This window comes from Paenibacillus sp. FSL H7-0918 (assembly GCF_038007025.1).
Lineage (GTDB): Bacteria > Bacillota > Bacilli > Paenibacillales > Paenibacillaceae > Paenibacillus_AQ > Paenibacillus_AQ odorifer.
In genome coordinates this window covers 237,757-255,444 of sequence record NZ_JBBOWJ010000003.1, presented here as the reverse complement: position 1 = coordinate 255,444, position 17,688 = coordinate 237,757, and the positions used below count along the sequence as shown (strand labels likewise).

Here is a 17,688-nt window from a genome sequence, read left to right as displayed (position 1 = left end):
GAGGAGCCTTTTTGGCGAAACAAGAAATAATATACATGGGTCTGTGAAGTTTACAATTGTAATCTAATTATTGAACGTCTAGCATTAAGTATATTGGAGCGACGCATTAGGCGGATAAGGCGTACTACAGGTTGTTTATATTATCCTCGCATAATTTACTCGAAATGGAGAGCTTATGAAAAAGACTATTGTTTGTGTAATAACGATACTTATCGTATTCTCAGGATTCGCAACACAAAGTTATGCGTCGTTGTCAGATACGCAATCTGTGGCAATACAGACGTTGTTGGATGATGCCAGTCGTATATCAGGTGTGCCGGGAATGTCAATCTCGATACTAGCTGATGATGAAATTTTCTACTTTTCTTCCGGGTATGCAGACCGTGAAAGTGGGTTGTCTGCAAGTGAGAACACACTATATGAACTGGCCTCGGTCAGTAAAGCCTTTACCGGCATGGGTATTCTGCTGTTGGAGGAACAAGGGCTGCTGTCAATGACTGACACTGTCCAAAAATATTTACCTTGGTTTACGTTAAAGTATCAAGGAAAAACTGTTGATATGCAAAGCCTTACACTCAATAACTTTCTTCACCATACTAGCGGCCTAACAAATGGTAAGCATTCTCAAAATATTCCACAAGGCAATACACCAGATTTGCTGCAAAAGACTGTGGAAATGCTGGTAGATGTTGAGTTGGCGTTCCCTCCCGGTGAACAGTACAACTATGGGACCGTTAATTATGACGTATTGGGTTTGGTTATTGAGATTGTGTCGGGACAAAGCTATGAAGACTTTATGAGGGAACAGGTATTTCAGCCGTTAGGTCTTCACCAGACGTATGTTTATAAAGAAGATGCTCAAGCCACCGGACAGTTGGCACAGGGCTACCGTTCTTCCTTTTTTATGACAACTCCATATAACGCGCCGGATTTTTCCGGGAATAAACCCGCAGGCTACATCATTTCTTGTACAAAAGATATGGCGCGTTGGATGGGCATACAGATGGGTATTGTGAAGGACATACCCGAAATATTCCATACGGTTATCGAAAAATCACATCAGGGTGATATGTCTGTTCCGGCTATCGACGAAATGTATTATGCGGCGGGCTGGACGGTAAACGCCAACCAAACGATTATAGAGCACCCCGGGGGAAATCCCAATTTTGGAACCGAAGTGATCATACTGCCAAATGAACGAACAGCCGTCTGCTTGCTGACCAATGGCGCAAATATCAATAGAAGCATGGTACTAAAAGTTAAAGAGATATTAGACGGCAATCTAACGCAGTCATATGAAATAAGCGGCACACAGCTTTTGGACATCATTTTATCGTCTACCACAATTATTTTTTGCCTATTGGCCGTTCTGTTCTTTCTCTTAGGATTACGCAGAAGAAAAATGAATGGGCGGCAGCCAATGACTAAAAAGCGAATAATCGTAACAGCTATTTTGCTGATGGCTACGATTGCCCTGTGTATAATGTGCTGTGCATTAGATTGGCCAACGATACTTATTTGGCAAACATATAGTGTTCTTACAGCCTTGATTTCTTCAGCATTATTAACAGCAAGCATTACATGGTTTGTATACACTCAACGGTATAATAGTCTCATAAGAGGTGGGGCAGAGCGCGTTTTTTTTGATTTATAAATACATGTTCTTGTCGCGATCAAAGGACAAGAACATGTAACCATTGCCGCTAGAAGCAGAGGGGGGAAGGAACATAAAAGGATATTTTTGATTTTAGCAATTTATTTTACAACCCGATTGCACCTATTGAACTTCCATATCACTTAGTTAGCATATTTATCAGCATTGTCTAATCCTCATCCTTAGCTGGTCCTCGCTCTGACCCTTCCTTACGACAAATCCTTTTTATACTGGATGGCCATGTAAATTCCACCAGCTAAAAACGCTAGCGTATATTTGAACAAGAAAAAGATGTTCCACATATACTCTTTAGGAAAAATCATGTCACATAGAATAATTGTCAACAGCATAAAGTAACTGCTTTTCAAAAAGATTTTATTTGTCCGTTCATCGTCTTGCCCAATCTTCTTATAAAATACATAGGTAAAAATCGCACTACCCATGAGCAGTAAAAAACCTACTCCAATGAGAATATTCCAATTTCCCGTAGATTGCTCAGCCCAGGACTTTAAAGGGTGGAAAATTGCGTTATGGATATCAGAAATAGACTTAATTTTCATTTTGATCATTTCCTTTCAAATAAGTAAAAACATCGTTTACATCAACATTAAAAAAATCGGCAATTCGAAAAGCCAATAGCAGAGTCGGCACATAATTCCCTTTTTCCATTACGAAAATGGTTTGTTTGGAAACCCCGACTTTCTCTGCTAATTCTTGCTGAGACATTCTGGCAAGTACACGATATTCATAAACCTTATTGGATATCGAATCACCGAAATCTTTCTTCATGACCATCACCTCTTGAATCAAATTATAAACTGATTTTTAACAAATGTAAAGTTTACTTATACTTCGTTACATAATATATTTATGTTTACCTGGACTACTTTGATTTAACAAAAGCCAGAATGCAGAAAGAACCTGACGAGATTCATGATTCCGCCTGGTTCACATATCGATCTAATGTAATTTATGTTTTTTTGTGGTGCAAATCGATGAATGATTGCCACGATCGTGCAAGAACAATTCACAGTCAATAGCAGACGGATCGCAATCGGATTACTTAACGGATCTGGGATGGACGAAATCCATGCCTTTTAGCACACCAGGCAACAAACAGAGCAAGAAGGTATTGATAGGCATCACGATATCCACACCTTGCTTCCCCGCAGCCTGAGCAAGTGCTGTCTGCAACAATGTTGCCGCACCACCGAATGTCAGCCCCCACAGCGCAACAGAAATGAAGATAATAGTACCATGCTCACTCCAAAGTCCTAGTACAAGAGATATCAGAGCAAATCCGGTAAGACTGATGAGAACCAACGGACGCAACCAACGATCAATGAAAATCCCAATCACCCAGATTCCCACCAGTGCCATAATTCCAAAAACAAGCAGAACCTGTCCGAGATAGGGTTCAAGCCCCATATCATCCAGGAAAGGAGAGATATAGGTATACAAAATATTATGAGCCAGCATCCAGGCAAGAACCACAACCAAGATAGGAATCACCCCAGGTGTGAGTAAAACTTTGAATACTGAAATGCGTTTATCAGCCGACTGTCCCGGATAATAAAGCAGCGACAGTCCAAGACTTGATAAATAAAGTCTTGGACTGTCGCTGTTCAATTATCATTTCCCGGTAGTTTATTCAAGGATGCTACGAAAAAACTATATATTTAGATTTTCATACTCAGATTAATGCCTGATTGAAGGATTTAATGAAAATAAATTAAAAAAAACATACTATTTTAACAAAAAATTACGGAACATGTATTTCCGATTTGATATCATGTTGACTTAAAAATTTCATTAAATCATTACTCAGCTGTACAATCTCATTGTTAGCATTATTCGCATAATCCGGCAACATCATATCCCTAACCATCTTAGTTCGTAGCCATGTCATAAAGAAGAGATCCAAAAGTAAGTTTGGAAATTTAAGCACCATTTTAAGTATTGGAGGATCAATTAAAACGCCCGCTTTTTGTATTTCCCTAAGATACGCTTTTAAAGTGACTGTTATTTTGCGTGCCGTCTTTCTGGTTCTGGCTGTTTTTTTGTCAATAATCTTATTCTCAGAATGCAAAAAACTCAACATGGCAATATCTGATACGGAATGTGTGATTAGATACGCTTGCATATCCTTTTTAATAACGTAGGGAAGCTTTGCTGTTTTAAATAGTTTTGCGAGGTTTTCTATGCGTTCTGTCGCTACACCATTAATTTCTCCAAATGCAGTTGCCGCTATAAACTTTGGTAGAAATCGAGCATGCAATACTCCATCTTTAATCTGTCCGCCGAAGCCGGGAAAAGCTGGTAAAAGTCTATCCCCTACGATATCCAGCCACGAAGAAAATCCATTTGAATTACTAGTCATCGTAACTATATTTTTGCTTTGATTATCTTTTAGCGCTAACAACGCTGCTTCGGACCGATCATAACGAACGGTAACGAAAATAAAATCGTATACATCGTCATTTTCGAGCGTATCCATGACATTCACTTGTATCGATCTAACTGTACCTTTTTCTATATACTGCAGGCCATTTTCTCTTAATGATTTATATCTATTCGAATGTGCAAACAGGCTAACGTCAAACCCTGCTTCAATAAGCTTAATTGCGTACATGCTCCCGATGACACCTGCACCAAAAATTAAAATTCTATCTTGTTTTGCTGACATATAAACCACCCCTACTTATTAATATTCCCTTTGGATTATCCGACAACGTGTTGTATGATGTGATTATAAATCTTCATTATTCCTTGATCAACCATCAGTTTTTTATGATTTGTCGGATGGTATTCTTATTCACCAGTAGGAGGGAAACATGAAAAAGCAACCCCAAATAACGGAGAAAACAAAACAAAAGTTTGTAGAAGTTTTTTGTGAGTTATATAGCCAAAAGCCGATTGAGAAAATTTCGATTCAGGAAATTTCGAATAAGTCAGGATATAACCGCAGCACCTTTTATCAATACTTTACTGACATTTACGAATTGTTAGACTCTGTTGAAAATGACCTATTGAATGAAATGAAAAAAGAATTGGCAAATAAAGAGCTATCGTTGGATACGGTTCAAGACACGCTCTATTGTCTGGATAAAAAAGAACATCTCCTGGTTCTTAATGCCCTTTTGGGTGATTATGGAAGTGTCCGTTTTTTAAAACGCTTAAAAAAAGAAATCGCTTTGAATCAATTAGAATTAAACGTTCCGCAAAACCAATCACTAACGCCATACTTCATTGAGTTTTACCTGACAACTGCTCTTTCTTTGTTTCGTCTTTGGCTCCACCGTCAAAAGGATTTATCGTCAGAAGAATTTTTCAAGTTAGTGGAGAACCTATATTCAAGAGGGTTTACGCCCTATATTAAAGAATGAGTCTGTCATTCAAACCAAATCCATATGTTCTATAACAATAAAAAAGCGCGCATAAGCTTGTTTACACAATATACTCCATAAAAACTGACCTAACTTACTCTTAAGGTGGACGATGTTATAGACCACGAGATGGGGCGTTATTGCTTATATATGCACGGAGTGAGAGATATGAACATCATTAATCAATATAGCAAGGAGGATTTAGCAGATTTTCTACACAGTGCTATTATGCATCATTAATCTCAATTGTGAACAGGAAAATTAGGCTGAAAATAGGAAAACCTCAGATTGAACTAACAGGAAACATGGGGAACTTCATCGTTATAGGACCCTTTATGAAGTATATTCATGCTGGCAATGGACAACGCTTAAGGTTAAGTATTATCTTATGCGGGAGGTCATCACTTTTTGAAATTTGAACTAGGACGTTGCTTACTGAATGAACGATTGATGGAATCCGGGAAGTCAGCGGAATGGCTGGTAAAAGACTTGCTTTTTAAACCGGAACGAGTTTACGACTTTATTGAAAACAAAAGAGTGATGCCACTCAAAATTGCCATATCGATCGCCGATTCCATCGGTTGTGATGTTCGTGCCTTGTATGAATTAATTCCGAATGATAATGAAGTAAAGGGAGATTAATGGAATAAGTGGTAGGTTGCATTAAGACTACGAATGTGATCCATTAAGCTAAGATAATGGGAAACGATAGCTCTATCAAAATAAGAAGGCAGTTGATCATTGTGAGATACTGCTCGGCATACGCGCGTAACGCATTCAGCTTTCTTCCCAAAAGCAGGTCGAGTATGGTTTCTCCTCGAATATCGGGAATACCGGTATTGTAAGTCCAATTCTTGAACTCAGGGTTTTCCAAGATCCGGTGTACTCTCTGACGACGATTCTCGGGGTATTTACATTCACTTCAATGATTGGCACAGAGACACTGATTCCGGTATTTATGCAGAACATGCTGGGGTATAATGCTCTGGAATCAGGTCTTGCATTACTACCCGGGTGCGCTCCTGATGGGCGCCATGATGCCGGCTTCAGGCCGGTTGTTCGATAAATTCGGAATTCGCTGCCTTGCCATCACAGGATTTACAATTATCACTGTTACAGGTTTTTTGTTCACCCAGTTGGAAACCGGAACGATTTACGGCTATGTACTGACGGTTTATATGATTAGAATGATTGGTATCTCGCTTGTCATGATGCCGCTAATGACGGCTGGCATCAACCGCTTGTACCGCAAGCTGATCTCTCATGGCACAGCAATGAATAACACGATGCGCCTCGTCGGCGGTTCAATCGGAACAACTATTCTGGTTACGGTCATGTTCAATGCAATCACTTCAACAGGGCAACCTATGCCGGAGGATATGATAGGAGGTGTATACTCGGCATTTATGGTGGCAACCCTCCTGGCACTAGCCGGAGCAATCTTAACATTGTTTGTTAAAAAGTGAGCAGCAGTTAGCTGCGAAACACGAGTGATGGTAAGCATTGAATAGCTGCAGCCGTCAGGAACACAATAAAGCCCTTTTACCCCGGCTAAGGAGGTGAAAGGGCTTTATATTGCTTGCCTTCCAGTAGTCTGAATTAGCTTAAAGAGCTCCAACTGTAACCATTTCTCTTATAGAGGCAAGTGTTGTTTCAACGGCTTCAATATAGCTTTTCTCCATTTTATTAGAGAATTCTTTCTCTGCTGCTTTGTTTTGTTCTCCGCTTCTTAGTTCGAAGGTAAAGGTAAATCTTACAGATAAATTGCCATGTTCATCTTCTTCGATTTCATTTTTAATGAAGCCTTTAGTCGGCCCGCCCAGAGGTTCAAAGACGATCATCTGTTCAGGGAAAAAGTTAACCTGTTCATTCATTCTTTCACCGTACAGCACAACTTCCCGCAGAAGTGATCTTTCGTCCTTTTCTACTACTGTGCACTCTGTTATCGCACCTACAAAACGGGTTGCGTCTTCTGCTTTCATAACAAGACCTTGCCATACTTGATGTCTATCCAATACGGGATGATTTTTTGTACTATTGTTAACCGGGATGCTGCTGGATACTGTAAACATGGTATCACTCCTATTTTAGTAATTTATCTTTTTCTTCCACTGAAAGGTCCTGCAAGCGTCATCGGAGCATCTAGTTTAACCAGGAACAGCACAAGAGAAGAGTCCTCAAGAATTTGAATCGTTGACATTTCAGAGAGGGAATAAGTTACCGCATCTCCTTTATTTATTGTAATATCATTCATTGAAATGCTTCCATCCATCACATAAAGCCAAGGTTCCATGCCCTCTATGCTGGGAGGCTGCATTTCTGTTGCCGCTTTAGCATGGGCATCATAAACGATTACTTGTTGTCGAATTTCAAGTGGAGCCTCAACTTCTTTTGGTCCTGCCAGCAATGTCCATTCTCCGTTTGTAGGAATGACAACACGCTCAAAGAACTGAACTTTCGAAGGAAGATCAGCCTTTTCCGGCCGGATAAAGATTTGTAGCATATCGACGGTACTGTTCGGTGTGGACTCCTCATGAAAGAAGCTTTTACCCGCGTTCATCATCATTAGATGGTTAGGAGATACTTCAATCCGATGTCCGGCCGAATCTTCGTGCAGCATCTTTCCTTTCCACATATAGCTAAAAATCTCATCATTGTTATGCTCATGCATTCTAACAAGCGCACCGGGTCCCAGAATTCCACGATCGATTCTGCTCAGAGGACCAAAAGCATAATCTTCAAGCGAAGGATCTCCCCAGATTAACCCCGGACGCATTAAACGAAGCTGAAAGAGGCCTTGCCCCATTTGATGCCCTTGATTAGCTTTGAGTACTTGCATGGAAATTCCTCCTTTAAATTTGTTCTAAGTCCCATACCCGTCCATGTCCGTTGACATCAGTTTGGGTAAGACCTAAATCGGCTGATTGATTGAGCAAATCTGTTTCCATGTCCGCTAAATCCCGGTTATAAATACTTGCCAATTCCTTAGTGGTCAATGGACCATAGTCCGTAAGCAATTCGCGGACTGAGCGTGGCTCATATTCTACTAAATCAGCCCCTAGCCTGGAGAAAACCTGTAAATAAGTGTCATACGGACGATATCCGTTCAACAGGAGAGTATCCGAATTATCTCCGGCTAACGCATCCAGTAAGCGAATGGCTACAGTCGGAAATCCAGTCACTCCATAGATCCGGCAGATGCGCAAATCCTTTTCGAAAAGCTTCTCAGCTGCCCCTGAATCCAGATCCCGTTTGAATTGTTCGACGTCAAAGCCTGGTATATCATCTGCCAACTGAATATAAACATCATGTTCCTGAATTTTCTTCCGCTCTGTATGAACAGCCCGGCGCAGTCTCCGCAAATAATCATCACCTATGGAACTGCCTTGCATCTGCGCTGCTTTGACCGCGATATTGGAAGGCCATGTGGAAAAATGGGGGTCGGTAATATCTAGCATGACCCGTTCATCACTGGGTTGACCCGTTTTTTCTGATACTAGTCTCCAGTGGGGTGCAACTTGCGCTGTGCTTTCGATTTGATTCTGAGCATCGTAAAAAGCAGACATATCCTTCGTTAGCCCACCCATAACATATTTAAATTGAATTTGCTCGCGATAACGTTCTTTTAATTGATAGGTTATAGGCTCGGATGCCCAGCACCATACACAAAACGGATCGGTAAATGCTATGATTTCAATCTTCATTTTCTTTCTGCTCCTCTTCTATCCGTGAACAAACACCAGTGTTAAGATCACAACCAATCGCTTCTTCATTATCCCAGTTGATTAGAGTAAGCTTAGAGGGACTGCTATTAAGTAAAGCATCATCATCTTCACAATCAAGCCGGGGAGCAGCACTTTCGTATTCAGCGATATCAATCTGTTGCGCCATGATGTTAAGCCTCCTTATGTTTGCATTGAAACAACGTTTGTACCAGCCTCATTTGGTGTCTATGAAGTTATTATGTACCCATGCATCCCAATTGTGAAGTAAGCACAAAATTGTGGTATAGTATCAAAAAAGGTACTAATGGAGGTCTCAAAATGGATTATGAATTCGAAGCATGTCGCGTGATTCCTGTGCTTGAAATCATAACGGGAAAATGGAAACCCCTTATTCTGCGTCATCTGATTAAAGGAGGCACCAAAAGGTTTAGTGAGCTGAGAAGCTTAATGCCAGAGATCACTCAGCGTATGCTCACACTGCATCTGAGGGAGCTGGAGGAGCAGCATATCGTTAAAAGGAATGTCTATGCGCAAGTTCCGCCTAAGGTGGAGTATTCTATTACAGAACATGGTCTAACTCTGGAGCCCGTGTTGGCAGTTATGAATGAATGGGGTACCAAGCACCTGCAATTCATGCAAGAGATGGAGCTTGAGAAAAGGGCCGAGGAGAATGAAATATTGAATTTCGATTGATTGTGGTAAAAAATATTGAATATATAACTTTATAATAAAGCACGAAAAGGATGTAACATTACAAAAAAAGGGATCTATTTCCTCATATGATGTGATTCACTTCAATTTCGGTTCGGACTTGAGGCGATAGAGGACTGTGTAAGGCTGCTATTTACCGGCAGCCTTTTTAAATTGCCTAACGGTTGTCTAACGTTAGGAATTCATTGCTATTTCGTTTTGGCTTGACACTATATATAAAAGAGGATATTATCTTTTCGAATGTCAGTAAGTACTGACAGACATACTTGAGGTGAAAGGGGAACTATAAGCGTACTATCTTTTGGAATAAAAGTGTGAATTCAATCGGCAGAAATCGATCCAATTCTACATAAAGACTTATCCTGTTAGAAGGAGGAGCGAGTTTTTTTGTACTTAACGAAAATATATTACCTTTTAGAAGTGAGGCAAACTTATGCAAACTACAGATAGTATTCAAAAAAATAACGGTGAGCGCTTAATGCGAATTCTGGTCTTTACACTGATCATTTCCGTTATGAATGGAACGATGTTTAATGTGGTGCTTCCGGTGATCAGCAAACAATTTCAAATTTCACCGTCGCAAGTGAGCTGGATGGTGACCGGTTATATGATTGTATACGCAATAGGAACTGTCACCTTCGGCAAACTGACAGACAAATACAGCTTGAAGAACTTACTGACCTTTGGCCTCATCTTTTTAGCAGCCGGCTCCTTAGCGGGGATCTTGGCCTCCGCTTATTGGATGATGATCGTCGCACGTATCTTACAGGCAGTTGGGGCATCCGTCATTCCTGCGCTGGCCATGATCATACCCATTCGTTATTTTTCACCTGAAAAACGCGGCCGTGCGTTAGGCACTACCGCTATCGGAACAGCTCTTGGTGCTGCACTTGGTCCGATCATTGCTGGTTTGGTGTCCAGCGCATTGAATTGGCAAGTCCTTTTTGTAATTCCTTTGCTTTCACTGTTTACGTTACCTTTCTACCGGAAGTATTTGGATAATGAAAAAGGGAGTGCCAGCAAAATTGACTTTATTGGCGGAATTCTGTTAGCAGGAACAGTAGCTACTCTGCTGCTTGCGTTAACCAATGGAGGTATAGGTTATGCTGTAACCGGAATTGTTTTATTGATCTTGTTCATCTTACGTATTCGTCATGCTGCTGATCCGTTCGTAAAGCCGGTTGTTTTTAAAAACAAATCTTATTCCTTCGGTTTAGCCATTACCTTCGTATTGACTGCAGTAGGCTTCGGCGTTCCCTTTATGGTGCCGCAACTGCTGTCACAAGTAAACCATTTGTCAGCAGCCGTAACAGGGCTCATTATGTTGCCATCAGCCCTTGTGACCGCATATATGGGACGTAAAGGCGGTAAGTTAGCTGATGAAAAAGGTAATTCCTTTCTGTTGTCTACAGCCGCCGCCCTTCTTATCATTGGTTTCCTGTGCTTGTCTTCCGTTGTAGGCATGTCACCTATATTTATTTCCCTATTCCTAATCTTAAGTGTTCCCGGTCAATCGTTTATGCAGATTGCCTTGTCAAACACCATTTCAAGAACACTGCCGAAGGAGCAAATCGGAATTGGTATGGGCTTGTTATCGATGTTTAATTTCATTGCTGCAGCTGTATCCACAGCGACTATTGGGAAGATTCTTGACTTTGGTACCCCAACTATTCATTTAAACCCGCTGCCGACAAATAGCGCTGCTTTCGTATACAGCAATATTTTCCTTGCGCTTGCGTTGCTGGTTGCTGTAATGGCCGTTTTATATTTCGTTCTATTCGGCCGCAGTTCGAAAATGAATACAGCCCAACGTGTGGAAAAGGGCCAAATGTAACCGGTATTAATGAGGTTCAGGTGTGCGCCGGTTGCCTTGACATTTCTTTTGTGAAGGGCTATTATCGCGAGGAATGACAGTCGGTACGAACTGGCTACAAAATGAGGTGGGAAAGTTGCGCAACAACAGCACTTTAAGCACTAGTGATAAATTGCTATTGGCAGCAATCGATTTAATCGCAAGCAAAGGCTACAAAGGAGTAACTACCCAGGAAATTGCTGCGACAGCCGGACTCAGTGAAAAAACACTGTTTCGGCAATTTGGCAGCAAACAAAATCTGCTCGAAGCTGCATTTGACCGTTTTCATTATGCTGAAGAAATGACAAAGCTATTTAATGAAAAACTGATTTGGGATTTACAGACGGACTTGTTATTGATCAGTCGAACCTATCATGAAATCATGAACCGTAACCGCAAAATGATTATGATCAGCATTAAAGAGATAGACAATTTACCGGGATTTCATGAAAGAACAATCAAACACCCCAGACAATTCATGGAGATACTATCGAATTATTTTAAGGTTATGTTCGAAAAAGGGAAGCTAATTGATACGAATCCAGAGCTTCAGGCGTACTCCTTCATTTCAATGAATTATGGGACCTTCCTAAACAACCTGGATAACGGCGGGTTTTTCCCTCATATATCACTTGAATCATTTATTGCGGAGAGTGTGAAGACATTTACTAGAGGCTTGGCGCCTTAAAGAGCAACCGTTTTATGAAAATAGGAGTAACGTAGTGAAGCGATCCTAAGACGTATATTGCAAGCCTTGATCCGAATGGAGCAGTGCTTGCCAATACGTCTCTTTTTGTATTCATTGTGTAATTGCTGAAGATGTTATATTCATTACTCTATTCGTCCCGTGCTAATGCTTTTGGTTAAAGGTATCTTTGAGATGATAAGCCATTTGAATTTTTAACATATCGTCTTTATTGTCGAAGCGTATGTTCAGCACTTGCTGGATTTTTTTGAGCCGCTGATAAAGCGTATTGATGTGAATACCAAGCACCGCTGCTGTATTGATTGCAATTTTATCCTCAGACATATAAATGTGCAAGGTTTGCTCCAACTGGCTACTATGACCCGGTGTGCTTTCCAGAGGGCCAAGGATGTCTGAGATAAACTGGTGGATCTCGGAGACATCCTGTCCAAGGAATAACCGGTTGATACCTATATCCTTATATTGAATACATCCAGATTGCTGCTTGCTGAACATATAGTGTAGGGTTTTTTGAGCTTCCGTATTGCTTTTGGCAATATTGACTATGCCTTTGTAAGGGGTACCCATTGCTGCACTCAGCACGTACTTGCTTGAACTGAACCGCCACTCCTGAATCATACGCTCCATGGATTGTTTAACCCATTCGGCATCTGCAGCATGGGGGAAGGAAGTTAGCATGATTACTTGATTATGAAGTCCAAACGCCATATGGGGTGTGCTATTAAAAGTCTCGTTCAGCTTGAACACAAGCCGCTGGATGTTAATTTCTGTCTGATACAGCTCAAATTGACCGGTTATCTCCAGTATAGAAACCGACATGTACCCGGAGAAATCAAGACCTAATTCAACTCCCTTGGCCATCAGCGCATCGTCATTCTGGTTCTGCAGCAACTTAGTGAAGATTTCTTTAGTCTCCTTATAGTAAATGTCAGTGAGGCTGAGTTTCTTGATCATCTCCAAGGCGAACAGCGAGCTGGATTGCTCAAGAGTCACAATGTCCATGCTGGCAATCGGTCCGGTAAGCCTGACCATGATGCACCCCAGCAGCACCTTATCGACAGTAACGGGATGCAGATAAAATTCCTGTTCATGGAAGCTGATTGTAAGCGGTACGTGATCCTCGGTATCCCAAAGCCCTGCAATATCATCAAATTCAAGCTGTATCTGCTGAGAATTGCCGTTATGGGAATGCTTGTTGAGCATATCCACGAAGGACGCCGGCATTTTGATCATGCGGTTCAGCTCTTTGACAATGGCATGTATGCCTTTGTTCTTCAGAGACAAAGCAGTCAAGGCCTCATGAACCTCCAGGCGTTTCTGCAAAATCTGGTTGTTCTCCTGAATCTGGCCGCTCAGCTCCGTAACCTCCTGCAATACATTCTGAACTTCGCTATACAGCTTTGCATTCTCCACAGCGATAGCTACCTGATCGGCAAATACTTTCAGTAATTCTAGATCATAGGCGGTGAACAAGCCCTCATCATCAAACCGGTGCAGCGTTAATGTCCCTCTTCGTTCTCCCCGTATGGTAACCGGAACAGAAATCATGGAACGGGCAATATATTGTTCATCGGTGAGCAGCTTATTACGGAAGTTCTGATTCTCCGGCGACAGGTGCTCCAGTTCATCCAGCATATCGTTCATATTGTAAATCCTAGCAATCCCATCATCAAATACCTTTCCCGACAATGATTCACCTCTGCGTGTATTATGCAGCAGCGAGCTTGCAATATTCCCCACATAAGCCAGTGGAATCAGCAATTGCCGTTTCTCGTCGAATAAGCGGAAGATTCCGCTTGTGCTGAGGGGAATGACTGTCAAAGCAATTTCTAGGATTCTGTTCAACAACTCATCGTAGTTAAGTGTTGAGGTGAGTGTCCGGATACCTTCAATAATATTTCTGAATTCACTGCTGCTGAACAGCAGCTTGCTGGAAATGACAGGGTTTACTTTCGGATTCAATTCGACATCTCCTCACCATTGCGTTAGAATACATGACATTAAAATCGAGATTATAGAGGTAACATACATATATTCTATACTAAAATAGAGGTTTTAAACATAGAAAATTGTCGATAAATCTATAGAATGAAGACAAGTCAGAGTAAATTTGTTTTTATGATAGTTTTTCTGACATATCATTAAACATTATTAAAGGGGGCGTTTCAATGAAAAAGGGTACGATGCTGCTGATGATTATGGCGGTAATGATGTTTCTGTATGGCTGCAGTTCTTCCGGTTCGAATTCCGGTTCCGGTGCAGCAACCGGCAATTCGGAAAGCAATAGCGGCGGTGCAGCGCTAAGTGATGAATTAAGAATCGCTTATCCGACTCAGCCGTCCACGCTAGACCCGCAGATGGTTACAGGTGGTGCAACCAAGGATGCTGCTCGTCCAATCTTTGAAACACTCCTCACCTTGAATTCTAAGTATCAGGTGGTCCCAATGCTTTCGGAAAGTTGGGACAAGAGTGAAGACGGTCTCGTGTACACCTTCCAGCTGCGCGAGGGTATTCACTTTCATAACGGGAAAGAGATGACTTCCTCAGATGTTGTAGCCTCCATGAATCGCTGGATTACCTTATCAACAGCTGCACAAGGAATCATCGGAGATGGCAGATTCACAACGGATGGAGATTATACCGTTGTCCTGACATTAAATAAACCTTCTCTGGATGTGTTGCTAGTAATGGCAACCTACAAGCAATTTCCGGCTATTATGCCTGCTGAAGTCATTAAGAGTGCCGACCCGAGTTCCGGTATTAAGGAATTCATCGGAACCGGGCCTTACAAGTTCGTAGAATGGAAACAGGATCAATATATTTCATATACCAGAAACGATGATTATCAACCGCTTGATACGGAAGCAGACGGACTTGGTGGCAAGAAGGTGGCTGAAGTTAAGGATATCCGCCTCTCCTTTGTCTCTGAGGACTCCACCCGCATGATTGGCTTACAGTCGGGAGAGTATGATGTTGCCAGTCAGCTTGGAGCCGACAACTATGACAGCATCAAGGATGATTCCAGCCTGAATACAACCCAGGTAATGACAACGAACATCAGCATGAACTTCAATAAGAAGCAAGGTCTGTTTACCGATTTGAAAATGCGCCAGGCCGTAAATGCGGCGCTGAATATCGATGATATATTCATGGCGAATCCGGGCATTCCGGAGTTCTACCGCATTGACCAATCGTACATGCTGAAGGAGCAGAGCGACTGGTACGTGGAACCGGAAGCAGGCCTTTTCAACCAGAAAGACCCGGAGAAAGCCAAATCTCTTCTGGCGGAAGCAGGCTACAATGGCGAAGAAATCCGCCTGCTGGCAACCCGTGAATATGGCTATATCTATGATCAGGCCGTTGTAATCAAAGATCAGCTTGAAAAAGCAGGGATGAATATTAACCTGGTTGTGTATGATTGGCCTACGCTCGTAGCGAAGTTAAACGAGTCCGCTGAATGGGATTTGAATCTTGGCGGTTATACCTCCGTAGTAACACCCTCCCAAATCTCGGCTTTAAATCCGAACTATTACGGCTGGACAAATGACCCGGCCATTACGGAAGGGCTCAGCAAGATGAACGCCGCTGCATCAGAGGAGGAAGAGCAGGCGATCTGGAAAGATGTTCAACAGACCGTGTGGGATTATCTGCCGACCATTAAGTTGGGTGATCTCTACACCTTGACAGCAACAACCTCGAAGGTTGAAGGGTACCACGATTTCGAAGGAATTGTGCTGTGGAATACCAAGGTCTACAAGTAATTTTCAGTCAAGGAGGCGGTACGGAGTGAAAGCATATTTGATTAAACGCCTGTTGTCTGTACTGCCGGTATTGTTCATCGTCTCGCTGCTCGTATTCATGATTATTCATTTGACGCCGGGTGATCCGGCGTCAGTCATGCTGGGAGACGAAGCAACACCGGAGGAAGTGGCGGCCCTGCGCGACCAGCTTGGTCTGAATCTGCCGCTCTACCAACAGTACTTTCACTGGATTGGCAATGCTCTGATAGGTAATCTGGGTTATTCCTATTTCATGCAGCAATCGGTTACGGAAGCGATTTTTGACCGCCTTGGGCCAACGCTTTCATTAGCAATTATGGCTCAATTGATTGCAGTTGTTATAGCGATTCCAATCGGTATTATCTCTGCACGGAAACGGGGTACAGCAACAGACCAGTCCTTAATGAGTCTGTCACTGCTTGGGTTGTCGATCCCAAACTTTCTACTTAGCCTGTTCCTGGTGCTGATCTTTACAGTCAATCTGAAATGGCTGCCGGTTGCCGGATACAGGCCGCTGAGTGACGGGTTATGGACGCATTTCAGGTATTTAATCATTCCCGCTACTGCGCTCGGCACGATTACAGCTGCGCTTATTGCCCGGATGACCCGTTCCTCGATGCTGGAGGTGCTGAATGCCAACTATATCAAGACAGCCCGGTCCAAGGGGGTCAAGGAAAGAGGCGTGATCTACCGCCATGCCCTGAGAAATGCATTCCTGCCCGTATTGACAGTCATCGGTCAGACCTTTGCTGGGCTGGTTGCGGGGGCTGCGGTTCTCGAAACCATCTTCAATATCCCTGGAGTCGGCCAGCTGATCGTCAACTCTGTCCAGCGTCGTGATTATTCTGTCATCCAGGGAGCTGTGTTATTTATTACCGTAGCTTTTGTATTTATCAACCTGCTGGTGGATCTGCTATACAGCGTCATAGATCCAAGAGTCCGGTTAAATGGCTAAGCAAGGAGGGCATGAAATGGACGCAATTGAGAATATGAATCTGCAAACTGTGAAAGTCCATATGAAAAAACAGCACCGGAGCCTGATGATGAGGAGGCTGCTTGCGAATAAATCTATGGTGTTCGGATCTATTATTGTCCTGATTCTAGTCATTGCCGCAATTGCGGCTCCATACATCACCAAGTATGACCCTTATGAAATGACTGTTGCAGACCGCTTGAAGGCGCCGGATACGAACCATTGGTTCGGCACGGATAACTTTGGACGCGATATATTCAGCCGGACACTTTACGGTGCCCAGGTATCCATGGGGGTAGGATTTGCCGTTGCACTTGCCACTTCAGCCATGGGGCTTGTGATTGGCCTGTACGCCAGCTACTACCGGTTCCTGGACAATATTCTAATGCGAATCTGCGACGGGCTTATGGCTTTCCCGGGTATTCTGCTCTCCATCGCACTGATGGCCGCGCTCGGAGCCAATGTCACCAATGTCATTATTGCGCTCAGCATTGTCTTTACTCCAGCAGTAGCCCGGGCTGTCCGATCTTCGGCGATTGTCGTCCGGGAGCAGACCTATATTGAAGCCATGAAGGCACAGGGGGCTTCCGGCAGCCGGATATTATGGATGCATATCGCACCGAATACGCTATCTCCGTTGATTGTACAATCCACTTTTATTTTCGCCGAAGCGATCATCGTGGAAGCTTCACTCAGCTTCCTGGGTACAGGAATTCCGGCGCCTTCGCCCAGCTGGGGCAATATTCTGTATGACGGCAAGCTGGTCATCATGAAGGCGTGGTGGATGACGGTGTTTCCCGGCTTAACAATGGTACTGTCCGTGCTTTCGCTGAATCTGTTCGGCGACGGGCTGCGTGACCTGCTGGACCCTCATACGCAGAATGTAAAAAAATAAAACACGG

At 42.8% G+C, this 17,688-nt stretch carries 19 protein-coding genes; 10 read left to right on the top strand and 9 right to left on the bottom strand.

All coding sequences use genetic code 11. The features are described 5' to 3' along the window. Window positions 1-175: 175 nt before the first annotated feature. A complete protein-coding gene (locus MHI15_RS21100) occupies window positions 176-1,654 on the top strand; it encodes a serine hydrolase domain-containing protein (protein WP_341164798.1) in 1,479 nt (492 codons plus the stop codon). 209 nt (window positions 1,655-1,863) lie between these two features. On the opposite strand, the gene MHI15_RS21095 is transcribed toward MHI15_RS21100, so the two are convergent. The 4 genes from MHI15_RS21095 to MHI15_RS21080 all read right to left on the bottom strand — a co-directional run bounded on the left by MHI15_RS21095 (window position 1,864) and on the right by MHI15_RS21080 (window position 4,340). Continuing rightward, window positions 1,864-2,214 (bottom strand): DUF2178 domain-containing protein, encoded by a 351-nt coding sequence (locus MHI15_RS21095; RefSeq protein ID WP_339187151.1) that lies wholly within the window; start codon window positions 2,212-2,214, stop codon window positions 1,864-1,866. Then, window positions 2,204-2,443 (bottom strand): helix-turn-helix transcriptional regulator, encoded by a 240-nt coding sequence (locus tag MHI15_RS21090; RefSeq protein WP_036677000.1) that lies wholly within the window; start codon window positions 2,441-2,443, stop codon window positions 2,204-2,206. The genes MHI15_RS21095 and MHI15_RS21090 overlap by 11 nt, the downstream gene beginning before the upstream one ends. Before the next feature lie 270 nt (window positions 2,444-2,713). Continuing rightward, window positions 2,714-3,283, bottom strand: coding sequence for an MFS transporter (locus MHI15_RS21085; RefSeq protein ID WP_341164797.1), 570 nt, complete (start codon window positions 3,281-3,283; stop codon window positions 2,714-2,716). A 133-nt stretch (window positions 3,284-3,416) separates the two neighbouring features. Then, a complete protein-coding gene (locus tag MHI15_RS21080; protein ID WP_341164796.1) occupies window positions 3,417-4,340 on the bottom strand; it encodes a ketopantoate reductase family protein in 924 nt (307 codons plus the stop codon). 148 nt (window positions 4,341-4,488) lie between these two features. On the opposite strand from MHI15_RS21080, the gene MHI15_RS21075 reads away from it, so the two are divergent. From MHI15_RS21075 to MHI15_RS21065, 3 genes are all read left to right on the top strand, one after another. Continuing rightward, entirely contained in the window at window positions 4,489-5,040 is a 552-nt protein-coding gene (locus MHI15_RS21075; RefSeq protein ID WP_341164795.1) for a TetR/AcrR family transcriptional regulator, read from the top strand. A gap of 408 nt (window positions 5,041-5,448) precedes the next feature. After that, window positions 5,449-5,682, top strand: coding sequence for an XRE family transcriptional regulator (locus MHI15_RS21070; protein WP_341164794.1), 234 nt, complete (start codon window positions 5,449-5,451; stop codon window positions 5,680-5,682). A 383-nt stretch (window positions 5,683-6,065) separates the two neighbouring features. Continuing rightward, complete coding sequence (locus MHI15_RS21065) at window positions 6,066-6,506, top strand: hypothetical protein (protein WP_076307872.1); 441 nt, start codon at window positions 6,066-6,068, stop codon at window positions 6,504-6,506. A 138-nt stretch (window positions 6,507-6,644) separates the two neighbouring features. Here MHI15_RS21065 and MHI15_RS21060 read toward each other — a convergent pair whose 3' ends face one another. Genes MHI15_RS21060 through MHI15_RS21045 form a run of 4 tightly spaced genes read right to left on the bottom strand, consistent with a single transcriptional unit; the run spans window position 6,645 to window position 8,931 of the window. Then, the gene (locus MHI15_RS21060) at window positions 6,645-7,112 is read right to left on the bottom strand and encodes an SRPBCC family protein (protein WP_076277576.1); all 468 of its coding nucleotides are present in this window, start codon (window positions 7,110-7,112) and stop codon (window positions 6,645-6,647) included. Window positions 7,113-7,135: 23 nt separating this feature from the next. Next, the gene (locus MHI15_RS21055; RefSeq protein ID WP_341164793.1) at window positions 7,136-7,879 is read right to left on the bottom strand and encodes a pirin family protein; all 744 of its coding nucleotides are present in this window, start codon (window positions 7,877-7,879) and stop codon (window positions 7,136-7,138) included. 13 nt (window positions 7,880-7,892) lie between these two features. After that, window positions 7,893-8,744, bottom strand: coding sequence for a DsbA family protein (locus MHI15_RS21050; RefSeq protein WP_341164792.1), 852 nt, complete (start codon window positions 8,742-8,744; stop codon window positions 7,893-7,895). Beyond that, complete coding sequence (locus MHI15_RS21045) at window positions 8,734-8,931, bottom strand: hypothetical protein (RefSeq protein WP_076279732.1); 198 nt, start codon at window positions 8,929-8,931, stop codon at window positions 8,734-8,736. The genes MHI15_RS21050 and MHI15_RS21045 overlap by 11 nt, the downstream gene beginning before the upstream one ends. 152 nt (window positions 8,932-9,083) lie before the next feature. On the opposite strand from MHI15_RS21045, the gene MHI15_RS21040 reads away from it, so the two are divergent. From MHI15_RS21040 to MHI15_RS21030, 3 genes are all read left to right on the top strand, one after another. After that, a complete protein-coding gene (locus tag MHI15_RS21040; protein ID WP_076217626.1) occupies window positions 9,084-9,458 on the top strand; it encodes a winged helix-turn-helix transcriptional regulator in 375 nt (124 codons plus the stop codon). A 451-nt stretch (window positions 9,459-9,909) separates the two neighbouring features. Next, the gene (locus tag MHI15_RS21035; protein WP_076279733.1) at window positions 9,910-11,310 is read left to right on the top strand and encodes an MFS transporter; all 1,401 of its coding nucleotides are present in this window, start codon (window positions 9,910-9,912) and stop codon (window positions 11,308-11,310) included. A 115-nt stretch (window positions 11,311-11,425) separates the two neighbouring features. Then, entirely contained in the window at window positions 11,426-12,016 is a 591-nt protein-coding gene (locus MHI15_RS21030) for a TetR/AcrR family transcriptional regulator (RefSeq protein WP_254848813.1), read from the top strand. A gap of 162 nt (window positions 12,017-12,178) precedes the next feature. Here the strand turns inward: MHI15_RS21030 and MHI15_RS21025 are convergent, their stop codons facing one another. Next, a complete protein-coding gene (locus MHI15_RS21025) occupies window positions 12,179-13,996 on the bottom strand; it encodes a GAF domain-containing protein (RefSeq protein WP_076217624.1) in 1,818 nt (605 codons plus the stop codon). Between the two features lie 206 nt (window positions 13,997-14,202). Here MHI15_RS21025 and MHI15_RS21020 point away from each other — a divergent pair, with 206 nt between their 5' ends. From MHI15_RS21020 to MHI15_RS21010, 3 genes are read left to right on the top strand one after another with little or no spacing between them, the layout of a single operon-like run. Further along, complete coding sequence (locus tag MHI15_RS21020; protein ID WP_076277581.1) at window positions 14,203-15,795, top strand: ABC transporter substrate-binding protein; 1,593 nt, start codon at window positions 14,203-14,205, stop codon at window positions 15,793-15,795. 25 nt (window positions 15,796-15,820) lie between these two features. Continuing rightward, the gene (locus MHI15_RS21015; RefSeq protein ID WP_076217622.1) at window positions 15,821-16,768 is read left to right on the top strand and encodes an ABC transporter permease; all 948 of its coding nucleotides are present in this window, start codon (window positions 15,821-15,823) and stop codon (window positions 16,766-16,768) included. A 16-nt stretch (window positions 16,769-16,784) separates the two neighbouring features. After that, the gene (locus tag MHI15_RS21010; RefSeq protein WP_076279734.1) at window positions 16,785-17,681 is read left to right on the top strand and encodes an ABC transporter permease; all 897 of its coding nucleotides are present in this window, start codon (window positions 16,785-16,787) and stop codon (window positions 17,679-17,681) included. Window positions 17,682-17,688 lie beyond the last annotated feature (7 nt).

Excerpts from the sequence above, each read along its gene's own strand:
- MHI15_RS21100 (WP_341164798.1), top strand. The coding sequence starts at position 176 with ATGAAAAAGACTATTGTTTGTGTAATAACGATACTTATCGTATTCTCA.
- MHI15_RS21095 (WP_339187151.1), bottom strand. The coding sequence starts at position 2,214 with ATGAAAATTAAGTCTATTTCTGATATCCATAACGCAATTTTCCACCCT.
- MHI15_RS21090 (WP_036677000.1), bottom strand. The coding sequence starts at position 2,443 with ATGAAGAAAGATTTCGGTGATTCGATATCCAATAAGGTTTATGAATAT.
- MHI15_RS21080 (WP_341164796.1), bottom strand. The coding sequence starts at position 4,340 with ATGTCAGCAAAACAAGATAGAATTTTAATTTTTGGTGCAGGTGTCATC.
- MHI15_RS21075 (WP_341164795.1), top strand. The coding sequence starts at position 4,489 with ATGAAAAAGCAACCCCAAATAACGGAGAAAACAAAACAAAAGTTTGTA.
- MHI15_RS21065 (WP_076307872.1), top strand. The coding sequence starts at position 6,066 with ATGGGCGCCATGATGCCGGCTTCAGGCCGGTTGTTCGATAAATTCGGA.
- MHI15_RS21060 (WP_076277576.1), bottom strand. The coding sequence starts at position 7,112 with ATGTTTACAGTATCCAGCAGCATCCCGGTTAACAATAGTACAAAAAAT.
- MHI15_RS21055 (WP_341164793.1), bottom strand. The coding sequence starts at position 7,879 with ATGCAAGTACTCAAAGCTAATCAAGGGCATCAAATGGGGCAAGGCCTC.
- MHI15_RS21050 (WP_341164792.1), bottom strand. The coding sequence starts at position 8,744 with ATGAAGATTGAAATCATAGCATTTACCGATCCGTTTTGTGTATGGTGC.
- MHI15_RS21045 (WP_076279732.1), bottom strand. The coding sequence starts at position 8,931 with ATGGCGCAACAGATTGATATCGCTGAATACGAAAGTGCTGCTCCCCGG.
- MHI15_RS21040 (WP_076217626.1), top strand. The coding sequence starts at position 9,084 with ATGGATTATGAATTCGAAGCATGTCGCGTGATTCCTGTGCTTGAAATC.
- MHI15_RS21035 (WP_076279733.1), top strand. The coding sequence starts at position 9,910 with ATGCAAACTACAGATAGTATTCAAAAAAATAACGGTGAGCGCTTAATG.
- MHI15_RS21020 (WP_076277581.1), top strand. The coding sequence starts at position 14,203 with ATGAAAAAGGGTACGATGCTGCTGATGATTATGGCGGTAATGATGTTT.
- MHI15_RS21010 (WP_076279734.1), top strand. The coding sequence starts at position 16,785 with ATGGACGCAATTGAGAATATGAATCTGCAAACTGTGAAAGTCCATATG.